The sequence below is a fragment of the Aeromonas sp. CU5 genome (assembly GCF_002586745.1).
GTDB classification, from domain to species: Bacteria; Pseudomonadota; Gammaproteobacteria; order Enterobacterales; family Aeromonadaceae; genus Aeromonas; species Aeromonas sobria.
The window spans coordinates 1,147,650-1,165,033 of sequence record NZ_CP023817.1; the positions used below are offsets into that span (position 1 = coordinate 1,147,650).

15 protein-coding genes are annotated in these 17,384 nt (G+C 60.6%); 10 read left to right on the forward strand and 5 right to left on the reverse strand.

Annotated elements, in window-relative coordinates:
• Positions 1-29: 29 nt before the first annotated feature.
• The 7 genes from CK911_RS05160 to CK911_RS05190 all read left to right on the forward strand — a co-directional run bounded on the left by CK911_RS05160 (position 30) and on the right by CK911_RS05190 (position 7,036).
• Positions 30-1,460, forward strand: a complete 1,431-nt coding sequence (locus tag CK911_RS05160; RefSeq protein ID WP_098969218.1) for a gamma-aminobutyraldehyde dehydrogenase — start codon at positions 30-32, stop codon at positions 1,458-1,460.
• Positions 1,461-1,613: 153 nt separating this feature from the next.
• Complete coding sequence (phhA, locus tag CK911_RS05165) at positions 1,614-2,408, forward strand: phenylalanine 4-monooxygenase (protein ID WP_098969219.1); 795 nt, start codon at positions 1,614-1,616, stop codon at positions 2,406-2,408.
• 63 nt (positions 2,409-2,471) lie between these two features.
• Entirely contained in the window at positions 2,472-2,810 is a 339-nt protein-coding gene (locus tag CK911_RS05170) for a 4a-hydroxytetrahydrobiopterin dehydratase (protein WP_098969220.1), read from the forward strand.
• 148 nt (positions 2,811-2,958) lie between these two features.
• Complete coding sequence (gene tyrR, locus CK911_RS05175) at positions 2,959-4,506, forward strand: transcriptional regulator TyrR (RefSeq protein WP_098969221.1); 1,548 nt, start codon at positions 2,959-2,961, stop codon at positions 4,504-4,506.
• Positions 4,507-4,695: 189 nt separating this feature from the next.
• Positions 4,696-5,286 (forward strand): YfiR family protein, encoded by a 591-nt coding sequence (locus tag CK911_RS05180; protein WP_098969222.1) that lies wholly within the window; start codon positions 4,696-4,698, stop codon positions 5,284-5,286.
• The gene (locus tag CK911_RS05185) at positions 5,283-6,512 is read left to right on the forward strand and encodes a diguanylate cyclase (protein WP_098969223.1); all 1,230 of its coding nucleotides are present in this window, start codon (positions 5,283-5,285) and stop codon (positions 6,510-6,512) included. Before CK911_RS05180 ends, CK911_RS05185 begins: the two co-directional genes overlap by 4 nt.
• A gap of 35 nt (positions 6,513-6,547) precedes the next feature.
• Positions 6,548-7,036 carry an OmpA family protein gene (locus CK911_RS05190; protein WP_042022440.1) on the forward strand — a complete coding sequence of 163 codons (489 nt, stop codon included), beginning with the start codon at positions 6,548-6,550 and terminating at the stop codon, positions 7,034-7,036.
• 96 nt (positions 7,037-7,132) lie between these two features.
• On the opposite strand, the gene CK911_RS05195 is transcribed toward CK911_RS05190, so the two are convergent.
• On the reverse strand, positions 7,133-7,870 hold the full coding sequence (locus tag CK911_RS05195; protein ID WP_042022442.1) for a TerC family protein: 738 nt from the start codon (positions 7,868-7,870) through the stop codon (positions 7,133-7,135).
• Between the two features lie 119 nt (positions 7,871-7,989).
• On the opposite strand from CK911_RS05195, the gene CK911_RS05200 reads away from it, so the two are divergent.
• The 3 genes from CK911_RS05200 (at position 7,990) to CK911_RS05210 (ending at position 11,269) form a co-directional block, all read left to right on the forward strand.
• Positions 7,990-9,105, forward strand: coding sequence for an ATP-NAD kinase family protein (locus CK911_RS05200; protein WP_098969224.1), 1,116 nt, complete (start codon positions 7,990-7,992; stop codon positions 9,103-9,105).
• Between the two features lie 123 nt (positions 9,106-9,228).
• Positions 9,229-9,507, forward strand: coding sequence for a YfcL family protein (locus CK911_RS05205; protein ID WP_042022445.1), 279 nt, complete (start codon positions 9,229-9,231; stop codon positions 9,505-9,507).
• Between the two features lie 97 nt (positions 9,508-9,604).
• Entirely contained in the window at positions 9,605-11,269 is a 1,665-nt protein-coding gene (locus tag CK911_RS05210; protein WP_098969225.1) for an AMP-binding protein, read from the forward strand.
• Positions 11,270-11,385: 116 nt separating this feature from the next.
• On the opposite strand, the gene CK911_RS05215 is transcribed toward CK911_RS05210, so the two are convergent.
• The 4 genes from CK911_RS05215 to CK911_RS05230 form a co-directional block, all read right to left on the reverse strand.
• On the reverse strand, positions 11,386-12,549 hold the full coding sequence (locus CK911_RS05215; protein WP_098969226.1) for a PLP-dependent aspartate aminotransferase family protein: 1,164 nt from the start codon (positions 12,547-12,549) through the stop codon (positions 11,386-11,388).
• Between the two features lie 125 nt (positions 12,550-12,674).
• Positions 12,675-13,745 carry an isopenicillin N synthase family oxygenase gene (locus CK911_RS05220; protein ID WP_098969227.1) on the reverse strand — a complete coding sequence of 357 codons (1,071 nt, stop codon included), beginning with the start codon at positions 13,743-13,745 and terminating at the stop codon, positions 12,675-12,677.
• Positions 13,746-14,324: 579 nt separating this feature from the next.
• Positions 14,325-15,524: a Bcr/CflA family multidrug efflux MFS transporter gene (locus CK911_RS05225; protein WP_042022455.1), complete on the reverse strand. Its 1,200-nt coding sequence runs from the start codon at positions 15,522-15,524 to the stop codon at positions 14,325-14,327.
• 106 nt (positions 15,525-15,630) lie between these two features.
• Entirely contained in the window at positions 15,631-17,283 is a 1,653-nt protein-coding gene (locus CK911_RS05230; protein ID WP_098969228.1) for a hypothetical protein, read from the reverse strand.
• Positions 17,284-17,384 lie beyond the last annotated feature (101 nt).

A 17,384-nucleotide genomic window follows, 5' to 3' on the forward strand; every position in this document is an offset into this window, starting at 1 on the left:
TGACTCAACGCGTGCGCAAGGATGCAACCATGAAACTCTCTACCCAACTCTTGATTGATGGCCAGTTTGTGACCGGCGAGGGGCAGGCCGAACCCATTCTCAACCCGGCCAACGGCGAGCAGATCGCCGCCGTACCCGAAGCTTCGTTCGAACAGGTGAACCGGGCGGTGAACGGTGCCCAGCGCGCCTTCGCCCAGTGGAGCCGCACCACCCCGGCCCAGCGCAGCAACCTGCTGCTGCGTCTGGCGGATCTCATCGAGCGCCACGCCGAGGAGTTTGCGGCGCTGGAATCCCTCAACTGCGGCAAACCCTATCTGGCGGTGCTCAACGACGAGCTGCCTGCGGTGGTGGACTGCTTCCGCTTCTTTGCCGGGGCGGCCCGTTGCCTGCAAGGGCCGCTGGCGGGGGAGTATATCGAGGGGCACACCAGCATGATTCGCCGCGATCCCATCGGGGTGGTAGGCAGTATCGCCCCCTGGAACTACCCGCTGATGATGGCGGCCTGGAAGATGGCGCCGGTGCTGGCGGCGGGCAATACGGTGGTGCTCAAACCCTCCGAGCAGACCCCGCTCACCGCTTTGCGCCTTGCCGAGCTGGCCAGCGAGGTCTTCCCGCGCGGCGTCATCAACGTCATCTGCGGGCGAGGCGAGAGCGTGGGGGCGCCGCTGGTGGAGCACCCGCTGGTGCGTATGGTGTCGCTCACCGGCGATATCGCCACCGGCCAGAAGATCCTGCAGAGCGCCGCCCGTACCATGAAGCGCACCCACCTTGAGCTGGGGGGCAAGGCACCGGTGATCATTTTCGACGATGCGGATCTGGAGGCGGTGGTAGCGGGCATTCGCACCTTCGGCTTCTACAACGCCGGCCAGGATTGTACCGCCGCCTGCCGTATCTATGCCCAGGGCAAGATCTACGACAAGTTCGTCGCTGCCATGACCGATGCGGTGGCCTCCATCAAGGTGGGCAGCCAGTACGAGGAGGGTGTGGAGATGGGGCCGCTTATCTCGGACAGACAGCGCAACCGGGTCGCCAGCTTTGTCGAGCGGGCCCAGAGCAGTGGTCATGTGGAGGTGACGGCAGGGGGCAAGATCCGTCCCGGCAACGGCTTCTTCTTCGAGCCGACCCTGATTGTCGGGGCCCGTCAGGAGGATGAGATCGTGCGGCGTGAGGTGTTTGGCCCCGTGGTGTCGGTGACCCGTTTCAATGATGCCGAGCAGGTGGTGCAGTGGGCCAATGACTCGGACTATGGTCTGGCCTCGTCGGTCTGGACCAAGGATTTGAGCCTCGCCAGCAAGGTGGCCAGTCACCTGCAATATGGCTGCACCTGGATCAACACCCACTTCATGCTCACCTCCGAGATGCCCCACGGCGGCATGAAGATGTCGGGCTATGGCAAGGATCTATCCCTCTATGCGCTGGAGGATTACACGGTGCCGCGCCATATCATGGTCAAGCTGTAGTGGGGATTGGTTAGCTGGTTGTCACAATTTATTTACAACTGTTTCAGGCAGCCGACACATGGGTCGGCTGCTTTTTTTGTTGCCATTTCGTTACAGTGAAACCGTGATGAAACGGCAAGGCGCCTTGATGTGGCGCCAGAGGATGGAACAGCTATGGCAACCTTTTACACCGCACACCAGCCGGATGCTGACGGGGTGATCCACTACAGCAACGAAGAGCACGGCACCTGGCAGATCCTGATTGAACGCCAGTTCGCTGCTCTCGAGGGCAAGGGGGGTGACGAGTATCTGGCTGGCCTCGACCGGCTGGGGCTGCCCCGTGATCGCATCCCCCAGCTGGCCGAGATCAACGCCGTCTTGCAGCCTGCTACCGGCTGGTCGGTGGCGGCGGTGCCTGCGCTTATCTCGTTCGATCGCTTCTTCGCCCTGCTGGCCAATCGCCAGTTTCCGGTGGCGACCTTTATCCGGCGGCGGGACGAGCTCGACTACCTGCAAGAGCCCGATATCTTTCACGAGATCTTCGGCCATTGCGCCATGCTGACCAATCCGGCCTTTGCCCACTTTACCCACCTCTACGGCCAGCTTGGCCAGCAGGCGAGCAAGGAGCAGCGGGTCTTTCTGGCGCGGCTCTACTGGTTTACCGTGGAGTTTGGCCTCTTGGCCACGGCGGATGGGCTGCGCATCTATGGCGGCGGCATTCTCTCCTCCATCGGTGAGACCGCCTATGCCCTCTCCGGCAAGCCGCTGCTGCAACCTTTCGATCTGCTGACCGTGCTGCGCACTCCCTATCGCATCGACATCATGCAGCCCACCTATTTTGTGCTGCCGAGTCTCGATCATCTCTACCAGCTGACCGGGGAGGAGATCATGGCTGCTCTGGCCGAGGCCAGTCGGCTTGGCCTCTATCCGCCGCGCTTTGAGGTTGTCGCTGGCAAGCAGGCGAGCTGACCGCAGGCAAATAACCCTATTTCATTTTCATTAATTTTTCATTAATTCAAGCAGGAGTAACCCATGTCCGAACTGGCCTGCCAGCAGTGTGAAGCGTGCCGCGCCGATGCCCCCAAGGTGAGTGATGAGGAGCTGCGCGAGCTGATGCAGCTTATTCCCGACTGGCAGCCGCTGGTGGTGGAGGGGGCGTTGCAACTGCGGCGGGAATTCCCCTTTCGCAACTTCAAGGAGGCGCTCGCCTTCACCAACCGCCTGGGGGAACTGGCGGAGGCGGAGTTTCACCATCCCGCCATCCTGACCGAGTGGGGAAAGGTGACCGTCAGCTGGTGGACCCACAAGATCGGCGGCTTGCACCGCAACGACTTCATCATGGCGGCGCGAACCGATCAGTTGCTCCGATAATCTCATCACACACCAGCGTCATCGGTTGACCCGGGCCTGCCTGCGAAAGCAGCGTAGGCCCGCATTTTTATGGGCTGGCGCTCGCACTGGGGGGATCGAGACTGTATTATCCGCTCATTCATAGAGTTAGCTAGGAAGTGTGTCCCGAATGCGTCTTGAAGTCAGCTGTGAAGACCGCCTGGGCCTGACCCGGGAACTGCTCGACCGTCTGGTGGAGCACAATATCGATCTGCGCGGCATCGAAATCGATACCTCAGGCATCATCTATCTCAACTTTCCCGAGCTGGAGTTCAGCGATTTTCAGCACCTGATGCCGGAGATCCGCCGCATTCCCGGTGTCTACGACGTCAAGACTATCCCCTACATGCCTTCCGAGCGTGAGCACCACGAGATTGAGGCGTTGCTCAAGGCGCTGCCGGATCTGGTCTTCTCCCTCGACAGCAAGGGCAAGGTGACCCAGGCCAACCAGTCGGCCCTCACCACCCTCGGCTTGCCGGTGGAGGAGGTGCGCGGCGTGGCGCTCGGTTCGCTGGTCAAGGGCTTCTCTTTCACCCGCTGGCTGGAAGCGAGCGAGATCAAGCCGCAGACCTGCAAGCTCAGCTTCAATGGCGAAGAGTATCTGGCAGATCTGATGCCGCTGTTCGTGGCGGAAGCTCGCGGCAAACAGGCGCTGGCTGGTGCCGTGGTGGTACTCAAGTCGGCCCGCCGGGTTGGCATGCACTTCAGCGCGCTCCATGCGGTGGAAGTGGAGGGCTTCGAGCACCTGCAGGCCGAGAGCCTCAAAATGAAAGAGGTGCTAGGTCAGGCTCGCAAACTGGCGATGCAGGATGCACCTTTGCTCATCGTCGGCGAGACCGGCACCGGCAAGGAGCTGCTGGCCCGCGCCTGCCATGCTGCCAGCCTGCGCTCCAGCCACCCCTTTATGGCGCTTAACTGCGCCGCCATGCCGGATAACGTGGCCGAGAGCGAGCTGTTTGGTTATGCCCCCGGCGCCTTTGGCAACAACACAGAGGGTAAGCGCGGTGTGCTGGAGCTGGCGAGCGGCGGCACCCTGATGCTGGACGAGATCGGCGACATGTCACCTCATCTGCAGACCAAGTTTTTGCGGGTGTTGCAGGATGGGGTGTTCCGCAGGGTCGGTGACGAGCAGGAGGTGAAGGTCAACGTCCGTTTCATCTGCACCACCCAGAAGCAGTTGCTGGATCTGGTGCACGAGGGGACCTTCCGTGAAGATCTCTACTACCGCCTCAACGTGCTGAGTCTGGCGCTGCCCCCCCTGCGCGAGCGCAAGGCGGACATCATGGTGCTGGCCCAGCAGTTTGTCTCCCGCTTTGCCAGCGAATTGCAGCGGCCTCGCCCGCGCTTTACCCGCAACATGGCCGACTACCTGACCGCCTACCGCTGGCCGGGCAACGTGCGCCAGCTGCGCAACTGCCTCTATCGTGCCATGACGTTGCTGGAAGGGGATGAGCTGGGGCCGGAGCAGATTGACCTGCCGGTCACCGCCGACACAGTGCCGCTGATTGACGAGTGGTTCGAAGGGGACCTGGACGATGCGGTCAAGCGCTTCGAAAGCCAGTTGCTGGCAAGACTCTACCCCTCCTTTCCGTCAACCCGTCAGCTGGCCAAGCGCCTGGGTGTGTCGCACACAGCTATCGCCAATAAACTGCGAGAATACGGTATCAGCAAGAAGTGATCTGCGCCTTGATGCCCGCCACCAAAGAGCCCGTCGCCAGACGGGCTCTTTCGTTTATTTATACGGCGGTGAGTAATGACAACAGAGGGAGCCTTGTCAGGCCATCACTCGCCAACTTACTATCAGCGTCTATATATCCGAGCCGCAGTGCAGTTGCAGCGGTGTTGTTAAGGCGGCCAGTTTCTGATCATGTTGTTACGCTATTGCCCCCGTATCATTGCTTGTCTGGTGCCCGTGCTGGTAGCACTCGGGCTGCTGCTGCCCCGTGGCGGGTTGGCGGAAACAGTGCAGCCGGAAACAGTGCAGTCGGAAACCGCAGCGGAGAGCCGGGCAACGGCGGTCAGGGAATTAGTGCTCGATCTACTGAGCTACACCCGCTGGCCCGCCGAGCCTGCGGTGCTGCGCATGTGCGTGGCGGCGCCGACCGAATATGCCGGCCACCTTTTTACCATCAACCGTCAAGCTAATGGCCGCCGGGTACAGGTCAATCGCTACGAGGCGAACGATCCGGCTATCAGCAGTAACTGCGATGTGCTCTATCTGGGGGTACTCGACGAGCCGACCCGGATTGCGCTGTTTGCCCGCCTGCAGGGACACCCCGTGCTCAGCATCAGCGAATACAACCACGACTGCACCAGCAGTTCGGTGTTCTGCCTGCAGACCTCTCAAGACCAAGAGCGGATACGTTTTAAAGTTAATCTTGATGCGTTGGCGTTAAGTGGTGTGAAGGTGCACCCCGCTGTGCTCAAGTTGGCCCATGCCGGCCAGGAGGCCCCATGAGTCGACCGCCGATCGTGGCTTCCCGCCGTCTGACCCTGCGTCAGAGCCTGGGGCGCACCCATCTGGTGGCGGCCATCACCGCCGTCAGCGTAGCGGGACTGTTTTTGACTCTTGTTACCTTGCTGGTGGTGCGGTTGTACGCCGATCACAATCTGGAACTGGTGGCTCGCGCTATCAGCTACAGCGCCGAAGCGGCGGTAGTGTTCCACGATGAGGAGGCGGCGAGCGAGGCGCTGAGCGGCATTGTTGCCCATGAAGAAGTGGCCGAGGCCACCATCTTTCTGAACAATGGTCAGCAGTTTGCCAACTGGGTGCGTCCAAGAAGCAACCCGCTGGTGACACTGGAGGACTATCTGGCCCAACTGCTGATGCCGGGGCCGGTCAAGATCCCCATGTTGCGAGGGGGCGAGCAGATCGCCACCATCGAGCTGCGCGGTCATGGCGAGTATCTGTTGCTGTTCTTGCTCTCGGTGGTGCTGGTGATGGCGCTCTGTCTCGCCCTGAGTGCCATGTTGGCACTCCATGTGGCCGGGCGGATGCAGGTCACCATCACGTCACCCCTGCGCCAACTGGCGCTGGTGGCCCACTCGGTGCGCCGTCAACGCACCCTGGGGATGCGTGTGCCGCCGGCCGATATCGTCGAACTCAACGAGCTGGGGGATGACTTCAATGCCCTGCTGGATGAGCTGCAGGATTGGCAGGCCCATCAGGCCCGCGAAAATGCCAGCCTGCTCCATCAGGCGACCCACGATGCCCTGACCGGACTGCCCAATCGCGCCCTGTTTGAAGCGCGGCTCGGGCAGGCGATATCTGCGGGCGAGCAAGGGGGATTTGCGCTGCTCTATCTCGACTGCGATCGCTTCAAGCAGATCAACGATACCTTCGGCCACAATGGTGGCGACGATGTGCTGATCGCCCTCTCAAGACGGGTGCAACATCAGTTGCGTCCGGACGATCTGGTGTTTCGCCTCGGTGGCGACGAGTTTGCGGTGTTGGTTGGCCCACTTCAGCGTCAGCATGAGGTGGAAGAGGTGATTGGCCGCATCCAGCAGGCGATGAGCGAACCGGTAGCGCTGCGTGATGGTCGCCAGTTGGTAGCCGGGGTGAGTATCGGCTTTGCCGTCTATCAGGTTGGCATGAGTGCCAGCGTGCTGTGTGATCAGGCCGATGCCGCCATGTATCTGGCGAAACGGGCGCGCCGCAGCGAACAGCAAACCATCGCCTGACTGGCAAGAATAACAACATAAACAAGGAGCAAACCATGAAGATCACCCACCTGTTGAAAGTCACCCTGCTGGGGTTGATGTTGTCGCTGCTGGCTGGTTGCCAGAGCGCGCCCAAGGGGTTGACCCCGGAGCAGATCGCCGTGCTCAAGGAGCAGGGTTTTTATCTGAGCGATGAGGGCTGGACACTGGATCTTGCTAATCGGGTGCTGTTTGCCAACAACGTGGGTGAGCTGACCCCTCAGACTCGTCAGGTGGTCGAAAAGTTGGGCAACACCCTGCTGGGCGTAGGGCTGGACAAGGCGCGGGTGGATGGCCACACCGACAACACCGGCGAGAGCAGCTACAATCAGCAGCTCTCTTTGACGCGAGCTCAGTCAGTGGCGGATGTGCTGATCTCTGTGGGCATGAAGCCCGCCAATCTGGAGATCCATGGCCGCGGGGCGACCATGCCGATCGCCGATAACCACACCAGAGACGGCCGCGCCACCAATCGTCGGGTCGCTATCGTGATCAGCGATCAATAAACACAGCTCTATACAGTCAACCATGACAAAAGAGCGCCTGAATAGGCGCTCTTTTGGATCGCGATAATCGCTATCGCACATTCATCCGGCTTGGAATTATTGTGAACGCGGTTGACCGTTATTGTCGTGATGGCTGCGCAGACGGATGTTGATCATCTCGACCAGCAGTGAGAAGGCCATGGCGAAGTAGATGTAGCCCTTCGGAATATGCAGATCCATCCCCTCAGCCATCAGGGCAAAGCCCACCAGCGTCAGGAATGAGAGAGCCAGCATCTTGATGGTGGGGTGGGTATCCACAAAATCGCCGATGGACTTGGCGGCAAACATCATGATGAAGACGGCGATCATGATGGCCAGCACCATGACCGGCACGTGATCGGCCATGCCGACCGCGGTGATCACCGAGTCGAGGCTGAATACGATATCCAGAATGGCGATCTGGATCAGGGTGCTGATAAAGCCTGAGGCCGCTTTGCTGACACTCTCCGGCTCGGCTGCCCCTTCCAGGGTGACGTGGATCTCGTGGGCACTCTTGCCGATGAGGAACAGGCCACCCAGCAGCAGGATCAGGTCGCGACCGGAGATGGCTTCACCCAGCACGGTGAAGAGCGGCGCGGTGAGGCGCATCACCCAGGCGAGCGAGAGCAGCAGCAGGATCCGGGTACCCATTGCGAGCCCCAGACCCAGAACCCGCGCTTTTTGGCGCTGGGCCTCCGGCAGGCGACCCACCAGGATGGAGATAAAGATGATGTTGTCGATGCCCAGCACGATCTCGAGCAGGGTAAGGGTGGCGAGAGCGACCCAGGCAGAGGGATCAAGAACCCATTCCAGCATGATTGAACCTTGGTTGAAAATTGGTTGAAAAATTGAAGCAGCGCATTCTAGCAGGGGGGCGGCGGCTTGTCCCTCTGGTGTAAAAAGATAAAAATGCCAACATCGCAAGGGAGGTAGGCATGTTTCGATTAGGGTTCATCATTAATCCGGTCGCCGGGATTGGCGGCGCAGTGGGCCTCAAGGGTAGTGACGGCGTGGTTGCCGAGGCGCTGGCCCGTGGCGCAGAGCCCAAAGCGCAGGAGCGGGCGCGGCAAGCCTTGTTGCCACTGTGCGAGCTGAGCGCTCCGTTCGAACTGCTGACGGTGGCGGGAGAGATGGGGGAGACAGTAGCCCGTTCCTTGGGGCTGCCCTGTCGGGTCATCTATCGTCCGACCGCAGAGATGACCTCAGCCGATGACACCCGCCATGCGGCCGAGCTGATGCGCGAAGCCGGGGTCGATCTGCTGCTGTTTGCCGGTGGTGATGGTACGGCGCGGGATATCTGCGCCGCGGTGGGGGAGTCCTGCCATGTGCTCGGCATTCCGGCGGGGTGCAAGATCCACTCCGGGGTCTACGGGGTGACCCCCGGGGCCAGCGGGCGGGTGGTGGCACGGATGATCGCAGGGGAATTGCTCAGCCTGATCGATGCCGAGGTGCGTGACATCGACGAGGAGGCGTTTCGTGCCGGCAAGGTGCGGGCCCGCCACTACGGCCAGCTGAAGGTGCCCGGCGATCTGCGTTATGTGCAGGCGGTCAAACAGGGGGGCAGGGAGTCTGAAGAGCTGGTGCTGGCCGACTTGGCCGCCGGTGTGGTGGAGCAGATGGAGCCCGATACTCTCTATCTGATGGGCTCCGGCAGCACGGTGGCGGCCTGCATGGCTGAGCTGGGTCTGGAAAATAGCTTGCTCGGTGTGGATCTGGTGGAAAATGGCCGACTTATCGGGCAGGATCTCAGCGCCGTCGAGATCCTGACCCGGATCCGTGGCCGTCGCTGCCGACTGATCATTACCCTGATCGGCGGACAGGGACATCTGTTCGGGCGCGGAAATCAGCAATTGAGTCCTGAGGTGATTCGGTGTGTCGGGCTGGACAATATCCAGGTGCTGGCAACCAAAGCCAAGCTGGCTGCCCTCGCGGGCAGGCCGCTGCTGGTGGACACCGATGATCTGCAATTGAACCGGGCGTTGCGTGGTTATCTGCAAATAACCACGGGATACAAGGATCAGGTCATCTACCCGGTGGCCAACCCGGAATAGGACGCCAAGGACGCTGCTGGCCTGGCGCCAGAGAGCCGCAGTCACCCGAATTGCGGTTCCATACCCCGAATTATTTTCCCGGCAATTTTTTTGCCAGCCACTCTGGAAATGAGGCTGCGTTACATGACAATTCACGATTTTGAGCACAAGTTGTTGGGACTGATCGACAGCATGGTTGCCACCGCAACCGAAGATGAGCTGTTTGCCGGTGGTTACTTGCGAGGTCATATCTCGTTGGCAGTTGCCCGGGCTGAACTGGAAGGCAAGACGCTGGTACGAGATATCAAAAGTTATGTATTGCGCAGCCTCAACGAGGCGATCTTGCAAGGGGAGCTATCCGAAGAGGATGAGAAATTGGTGCAGGCGATGTGGATTCGTTTGCAACAAGACGCAGAAGCTTGATCGGATACACATTTCAAACAGAAGTTTGAGTTTATCCTTCCCTGAAGTTAGTGAAACGTTAATAATAAGTTTCGCCTTTTGTTTCAGGGATTAAACTATGGCCTCCTCTTCACGTATTGCCAATAAACTGCCGCTCGAGATGCTCTATCACTGGGAGCGGCAGTGTCCTGATCGAACCTACCTGCGTCAAACCATCAACCGCGAATATGTCGACTTCACTTGGGGTGAAGTGGCCGATGAAGCGCGGCGAATGGTGACAGCCTTGCGTCACCTCGGTCTGGTGGCTGGTGACAAGGTGGCGCTACTCTCCAAGAACTGCGCCCAGTGGTTTATCGCCGATCTGGCGATGCAGATGGGGCAGTATGTGAGCGTGCCCATCTATCCGACCGCCAACGTCGACACCATCGAATACGTGCTGCGCCACAGCGAGGCCAAGGCCATTTTCATTGGCAAGCTGGATGACTGGAAGAGTCAGGAGGCCGGCGTCCCTGCCGATCTGCTGCGCATCGCCTTCCCCTACGACACCATGCCAGCCAGCCATCAGTGGGATGACCTGCTGGAAGCCCACGAACCTATTTCTGACAGCCCGGTGCAGGCCCCTGACTCTCTGCTGAGTCTGGTCTACACCTCCGGCAGTACCGGCAAGCCGAAAGGGGCCATGCTGAGCGTCGAGCGCTACGCCTGGTCTTGCGAGAAGCTGGTGGAAACGGTGGGATTGTGCGCCACTGATCGCGGCTTCTCCTACCTGCCGCTGGCCCATATTACCGAGCGGGTCTATGTCTACGGCGGCAGCTTGTATGGTTGCGCCGAAATCGCCTTCCCCGAATCCCTCGACACCTTTATCGAAGACGTCAAACGCTGCCGTCCCACCGTCTTTATCTCGGTGCCGCGGCTGTGGGCGATGTTTCGCATCAAGATCCACGAGAAGCTGCCTCAGCAGAAACTGGAGTTGCTGCTCAAGATCCCGTTCATCTCTGGCCTCATCAAACGCAAGCTGCAGAAGGGGCTGGGGCTGGATCAGGCCCGGGTGCTCGGTTGCGGCTCTGCGCCGGTCTCCCCTGCGCTGTTGCAGTGGTACCTGAGCATCGGCCTCAAGGTGACCGAAGCCTGGGGCATGACCGAGAACCACGCTTACTCCACCATCAACTACCCGTTCCGCGCCGACAAGATCGGCACCGTCGGCAAGGCGGGGCTCGGGGTGAACATCAAGATCTCCGACGAGGGGGAGATCCTCTGTCGCTGCGAAGGGATGATGCTGGGTTACTACAAGGATCCCGAGCACAGCGCTGAGGCCATCGATGCGGAAGGGTGGCTGCACACCGGCGATATGGGCAAGCTGGACCGAGAGGGTTACCTCACCATCACTGGCCGGATGAAGGACGTGTTCAAGACCGCCAAGGGTAAGTATGTAGCGCCGGTGCCCATCGAAGGGCTGCTGGGGCAAGAGCCCATCATAGAGCAGCTTTGCGTGATTGGTTATGGCATGCCCCAGCCCATCGCACTGGTACAGCTGGCCGAGAGCGCCATGAAGGGCAATCGGGAAGAGGTGAATGCCAAGTTGGAGGCGGCGCGGGTGCGGGTCAACGATCAGCTGGAATCCCATGCCAAAATTCGCGGAATCCTGGTGGTGAAGAGCCCCTGGAATATCGAGAACGGCGTGCTGACCCCGACCATGAAGATCAAGCGTCACCTGTTGGAGCATAAATATGCTCGACTGGGGGATGACTGGTCATCCTCCCACGCAGTGGTCTGGGAGGAGTAAGGTTCCCTTTACTGCCGATAACAGCATCAAACAACCGCGGCCCGTTATGGGCCGCGGTTGTTGTTGGGGATTGTCACTCGCCGCTGTTTTGCGGGCGTGTGACAAGTGCCCCTTGGCTAGATCAGCGCTAGCGCGGCGGCCAGATCGGCGATCAGATCGTCGGCATCTTCCACCCCGATGCTGAAGCGGATCAGATCGTCATTGACCCCGGCGGCGAGACGGCTCACCTTGTCCATGGCCGCGTGGGTGGTACTGGCCGGATGGCAGGCCAGACTCTCCAGATCGCCCAAGCTCACCGCCTGCACGAACAGCTGCAGGTTGTCGAGCAGGGTGGCGCAGCGGGCAAACCCCCCTTCCAGCTCGATGCTCACCATGCCACCAAAGCCGCTGGCGAAGGCGCCGAGGGCATCGTGACCCGGGTGGTTGGCAAGGCCCGGGTAGATCACCTTTTTCACCGCCGGATGGGCTGCCAGAAACTCGGCCACCTTTTGTGCATTGTGCAGGTGGGCATCCATCCGCAGCGGCAGGGTCTTGACCCCCCGTTGAAGCAGGTAGGCCTCCTGCGGGCCTATGGGTGAGCCGATATGCTTGAGGGCCACGGTGCGGATAGATTTCATCAGGGCGTGAGAGCCCGCCACCACCCCGGCAATGATGTCGCCGTGGCCGCCCAGATACTTGGTGCCGCTGTGCATCACTACGTCGATACCCAGCTCCAGCGGGCGCAGCAGGTAGGGGGTAAGGAAGGTGTTGTCACACACCGTAATGGCGCCCACCTTGCGGGCCGCCTCGACCACGATCCGCGGATCCACCACCTTGAGGGTGGGGTTGGTCAGGGTTTCGAACAGTACCACCTTGGTGGCGGGGCGGATATTGGCCAGCAGACCCTGATCGCTCTCGTAGGCGGTGACCTTGATACCAGCTCGGCTGAAAGTCTGCTTGAGGAAGGCATCGGTGCCGCCATAGAGCGGGCCGATATAGGCCACTTCATCGCCACTGTCGGCCAGTGCATACATGATGGCGCTCACCGCCGCCATGCCGCTCGCTACCACCAGCGCTTCATCGGCACCCTCTAGCGCAGCCAGTTTCTGCTCCAGCTCGGCGGTGGTGGGGTTGCCAAAGCGGCTGTAGATAAAACCGGGGGCCTGACCGGCAAAGCGATCCTTGCCCGCCTGGGCGTTGAAGTAGCTGAAGGTGCTGCTCTGGTAGAGCGGGGTGGTGAGGGCGCCGGTCTGGGGATCGATCCGCTGGCCACTGTGTACGCTCATGGTCTTGAATTTCATCGTATTACTCCGTTCTGGCCAGCTGCTGGCCCTAATGTTCCGCGTTTAAAATTGATATGAAGGGGCGCAACTGGCGTCCCTTCCGGTGACATATTCGTTCGGGCGATGTCCAGCATTCCGCTGGTTCAGGCGGGCTCCCGCTCCCGCTGCTCCCTCGGCTGCGATGGCGCGGCACCGTGGCTGACATAGTGATCGGCATCCTGAGCGGTATAGTGACGCGCCGCCACATCTGGGTGCGAGCGCAGCCGCCCCTTGAGCACGTTTTCCCCCACCTGATAGAAGAGTGGGTTGGCCGGGTCACTCTCCGGCCCTTGCGCCTGCGCTGCCAGCGCGGGGGAGAGGGTGAGCAGCGGCACGGTGGCATCGAGCCGCGCCGCCATAAAGAAGGCGCAAGAGAGGCGCGAGACGCCAGACGGCGGGCTCACCACCCGATGCAGGGTCGCCTTGAGATAAGCGTTGGAGGCAAGCTCCAGCAGCTCGCCGATATTGACCACCAGTGCCCCCGGCAGGGGCGGTGCGGAGATCCAGCCGTCGGCTGTTTCTACCTCAAGCCCGGATTGTTCATCTTGCATTACCAGGGTCAGATAGCCGGGATCCTTATGGGCGCCGACCCCCTGACTGCTGCTGCCAGCCTCTTGCCCCGGGTAGTGAATGAGCTTCATGTGCTGGTAGGGGGCACCGCGAATGCTGGCGTCAAACACTCCGGCCGGTTGCTCCAGCACCTCGGCAAAGGCGGCGAGCAGGGTGAGGGTGATACCGCTCAGCCGCTCTTGCCACGCCAGCAGGTGAGATTTCATCTCGGGCAGGGCGCTCGGCCACTGGTTGGGGCCGATCAGCCGCTGCCAGGGTTCACGGATCTGCGCCGACGACAGGGCCTGCGCCTCGTTCATGATATCGAACTGCTCCCGCAGATCCGGCCGTTGGCGAGTCAGCTCGGCGCCGACCCGGTTGTAGCCGCGAAAGTGGGGGCTGTTGACCATCTGCACCACCAGCTTCTCCTGCTCCGGCAGGGCAAAGAAGCGCTCTGCCAGCGCCAGGGTCTCCCGCTGCTCGGCGTCACTCAGGCCATGTCCTGTCAGATAGAAAAAGCCCACCTCGCGGGCAGCTGCCGCCAGTTTGGCCAGCATAGGGCGACGCGTGTCGGGCGCCCCGTTGAGGGCGGCCAGATCGATGATCGGCAGTGGTGAATGTTCCATGTGCACCTCCTTACTCTTTCGTTATCTCTGGCGCCATCTCTTGCCCTGCCGCCACTTATTGGCAGGCCTGATAAGCGGCAAATGGGGTGGCGCGACAGCGTGGCATAGTGAGCCCGGGTGATTGCGCCATTTGGATGAGGGGGATGCTACTGTGCGGTTTAGAAAGACGGAAACAACAAATTATTCTTAGTTATATACAAAATTCGAAATTGAATTCGGGATTGAATTCGGAATTGCGTGGCCATGCTGTCTGTTAGACAAGGGCATGCCGTGTGAGTCGCAGCGGGGAGCCGTAGCCAACCCGCAGGAGCATCCCACACGGAAAAAGGGGGGGGATAATACCAATCACATTAGAGATGCTTTCACCCCCAAACGAGGGCAGGAGTTCGACAGCTCGGCAACCCATCCTTTGACGGGGTGGGGCAAGCGCATGGCATCCATACCTTTGTGGGGCAGCTGACATGGATGGCGGCCATCACGCTGGGTTACCTGATCAGTATCGGTGCCCATGTGTGGATCAATCAGGGGAGGGTCTAAGCGATAGGGAGGTTGGCCCGGTGATGTTCCGGGCCAGCCGCGTTACTCACTGGGCGTTTTCAATACCCAGTAGCTCAGGGCCGATCCCACGCCACAGCAGGCGATGGCGATGGCCATGGGCAGTGGCGATTGGGGGGGATTGAGGTTAACCAGAATGCCGACCAGGGCGCCGATGCCAAAGCGCAAGGTGCCCGCCAGCGCGGAAGCTGTGCCCGCTGACTGGGGGAACTGCCCCATCAGTCCGGTCATGGCATTGGCGCCCACCAGACTGATATGGCCGATAAAGAGCACCACCGGAATCACTATGCCCCACAGGCCGCCGGTCTGGCTCCAGGCGTTGTAGATCAGCAGGGCGCCTGCACAGGGCAGCACCAGCAGGCCGTATTGCAGCATCCGCTCAGAACCCACCCCTTTCACCAGTCGGCTATTGACGAAGGTGACCACCATCATCAGCAGGATATTGAGGCCAAACAGCCAGCCGTAGTGCTCGGTCGGCACCTTGAAGTATTCGATATAGACGTAGGGTGAGGCGCTGAGAAAAGCGAACATGCCTGAGCTGGAGAGGGCACCGCACAGTACATAGCCCATGGCGCCGCGATGGGAGAGCACTCCCCAGTAGTTCTTGAGGATCTGGCCCAGATTAAGAGGCTGGCGGTGTTCGGGCTTGAGGGTCTCCTGAATTTTCCACTGCATCACCAAGGACACCAGCAGGCTGATCCCCACCAGCAGCCAGAAGATCACTCGCCAGCTGGTATGGGCGCTGATATAGCCGCCAATCACAGGGGCGACCAGCGGTGCCAGCGTCATCACCAGAATGACGAATGACATGGCGCGGGAAAACGCATCCTTCTCGAAAAGGTCGCGCAGCAGCGCATTCACCACCACAGATCCTGCTGCGCCGCCAGCCGCCTGCAACATCCGATAAGCCAGCAGTTCCGGCAGTGAGTCTGCCATGGCGCAACCCACCGATGCGATGGCAAACATGGTGAGCCCGATCAGGATCACCGGCTTGCGGCCATAGCTGTCAGCCAGCGGGCCGTAGAAGAGTTGGCCGATGGCAAAGCCGCCTAAAAAGGCGCTGATGGTGAGCTGGGCCCCATCAATGCTGGTGGCCAAGTCCCGGGCAATGGCCGGGATAGCGGGCAGGTACATGTCCACCGCCAGCGGAGTCAGGCCTGCCAACGCGCCAAGCAGAATAAATAGAAAGCGGGGTGAGAGAGGGAGGGGATGTCTGTGGGGCATAAGTTATCCGGTCGTGAACCATGGCGGCAGAAGAAGAGCGGGAATTCTATCAGCTTTAGCGTCGTCGGGCATGGCGTTCCTGCCCCCTCACCGGAGGGGGCAGGTGCTAGCTTTGGCGCTGGCGCCGTAGGGTGCGGATCTGACTGGCCAGCAGCAGGCTCCAGATCAACCAGGCGATGAGAGAGAGGCCGTAACCGAGCCGCTCCGGCCAGCGGGCGGTCAGGGTGAAGGTAACCTGATGGCGACCAGCAGGCACCCACACCTGTATCAGCCCATTGCGAGTGCTGCTGATGGTCAGTGGCAAGGTGTCATCCAGCTTGGCTTGCCAGCCCGGGTAGTCAAACTGGTGCAGGATCAGTTTGGCAGGGGCTGGCGCATCGACAGTCAGGACGATCTGCCGTGGCTGCCAGTTGAGGATCTGCCACGAGATCCCTTGCTGTTCTGTGGTGATTGCGGGTTGAAATTCATCTTTCCAGGCCAGCAGGGTCGGGGCAAACATGCCTTTTGGCACCTGCTTTGGCCGGTATTCGCGGGCGCTGCGTTTGCTGTCAAATTCCCCGTCCAGCGCGCTCTTTTGCGGCGCCTGGGTGAGCGGCGATTCATGCACATAAACCGCCTGCGAGAACAGGGTGATGGCCAGCACCGTCCACCAGAGCCATTGCCAGGGGTGATAGGTGGGGACGCCCAGCGCCACTACCGCGACGGTGGCAATCACCAGCAGCAGATTGAGCCGCCAGGGAAACTGCACCAGCTGTAGTGGAGGTAGCAGGTGCCAGAGTGGCTCGCTTGGGGGCAGCATCATCAAAAAGCTCAGGGTGCCAATGACTCCCCAGATCAGCAGTTCCGGATGGCGTGGCTCACGTGCCGTGGCCCATGCTACCAGTAGCAGGACGAGGGTGAGCAGAGTCAGCCAGGCCAGATGGCCGCGAAAACGCCAGTCACTACTGGTTTCGGGCAGACGGTCAAGGAAATTGCGGTGAAACTCGAACATGCCAATGCGCATCTGATCCATGGAGATCCCCCCCTGATCCAGCAAGGCTGGCAGCAGCAGGCTGGCCATCGCCAGTCCCCAGAGTTGGCCCAGCAGGGTGGGCCAGAGGTGCAGGGTTATCTTGCTGCGCCAGGCCAACAGCAGGCTGCGCACGGTGAGCAACCCCAAAATGAGTAGGGTGCTCGGCAGATGGGAGAGGGTCAGCAAGGCGACAGCCAGTGCGAGCAGTAACAGGGCAAAGGGGGCTCGGCGGTAGAGGCGATCTTGAGCCAGTAGCGCCAGCGGTGCCCAGACAAAGGCCCAGCTTTCGGCCAGCGCAAAGCGGGCATAGATATCGATCGCCAGATGATAGGGCAGTGCCATGTAGAGCAGGCTGGCGGCCAGCGCGCGCCCTGACGTGGCAAAGGGGCGCAGCCAGAGATAGGCAAACAGCCCGGATAAACCGAGCGCCAGAGTGCTGCTCCAAAGCAGGGGGATCATGGCGTGATGGGCGAGGGGCTCGGGGCCAGCGAACAGGGCACTCACATAGTAGGGGAGTGGGGGATAGAAGAAGAATGCCGGGCTGCCGAAGGCGCCGTTCATCTCCATCAGCCAGCGGGGATAGATCTCCCCTTGCCACAGTTGCACCGCAAAAAAGTGGCCAGATAGCAGATGGTGAAACAGATCGTGACCCTGACTGCCCCCACGTAGCCAAAACGGCAGCAATAGCAGGGCGGTCGCTGTCATCAGTGCCAATAGAACCCATAGCCACTCTCTGGTCATACGCATAAGGAGACCCAGTTGTTATGGATGCGCAGTGAGTGTAACCGAGTCGCAACCCTCTTTTTGAGTCATTTGGGTGAGTTTTGCGCTCTTTTTATGTTGTTTGT

Coding starts and splice junctions, on each gene's coding strand:
- CK911_RS05160 (WP_098969218.1), top strand. CDS start 30: ATGAAACTCTCTACCCAACTCTTGATTGATGGCCAGTTTGTGACCGGC.
- phhA (WP_098969219.1), top strand. CDS start 1,614: ATGGCAACCTTTTACACCGCACACCAGCCGGATGCTGACGGGGTGATC.
- CK911_RS05170 (WP_098969220.1), top strand. CDS start 2,472: ATGTCCGAACTGGCCTGCCAGCAGTGTGAAGCGTGCCGCGCCGATGCC.
- tyrR (WP_098969221.1), top strand. CDS start 2,959: ATGCGTCTTGAAGTCAGCTGTGAAGACCGCCTGGGCCTGACCCGGGAA.
- CK911_RS05180 (WP_098969222.1), top strand. CDS start 4,696: ATGTTGTTACGCTATTGCCCCCGTATCATTGCTTGTCTGGTGCCCGTG.
- CK911_RS05185 (WP_098969223.1), top strand. CDS start 5,283: ATGAGTCGACCGCCGATCGTGGCTTCCCGCCGTCTGACCCTGCGTCAG.
- CK911_RS05190 (WP_042022440.1), top strand. CDS start 6,548: ATGAAGATCACCCACCTGTTGAAAGTCACCCTGCTGGGGTTGATGTTG.
- CK911_RS05195 (WP_042022442.1), bottom strand. CDS start 7,870: ATGCTGGAATGGGTTCTTGATCCCTCTGCCTGGGTCGCTCTCGCCACC.
- CK911_RS05200 (WP_098969224.1), top strand. CDS start 7,990: ATGTTTCGATTAGGGTTCATCATTAATCCGGTCGCCGGGATTGGCGGC.
- CK911_RS05205 (WP_042022445.1), top strand. CDS start 9,229: ATGACAATTCACGATTTTGAGCACAAGTTGTTGGGACTGATCGACAGC.
- CK911_RS05210 (WP_098969225.1), top strand. CDS start 9,605: ATGGCCTCCTCTTCACGTATTGCCAATAAACTGCCGCTCGAGATGCTC.
- CK911_RS05215 (WP_098969226.1), bottom strand. CDS start 12,549: ATGAAATTCAAGACCATGAGCGTACACAGTGGCCAGCGGATCGATCCC.
- CK911_RS05220 (WP_098969227.1), bottom strand. CDS start 13,745: ATGGAACATTCACCACTGCCGATCATCGATCTGGCCGCCCTCAACGGG.
- CK911_RS05225 (WP_042022455.1), bottom strand. CDS start 15,524: ATGCCCCACAGACATCCCCTCCCTCTCTCACCCCGCTTTCTATTTATT.
- CK911_RS05230 (WP_098969228.1), bottom strand. CDS start 17,283: ATGCGTATGACCAGAGAGTGGCTATGGGTTCTATTGGCACTGATGACA.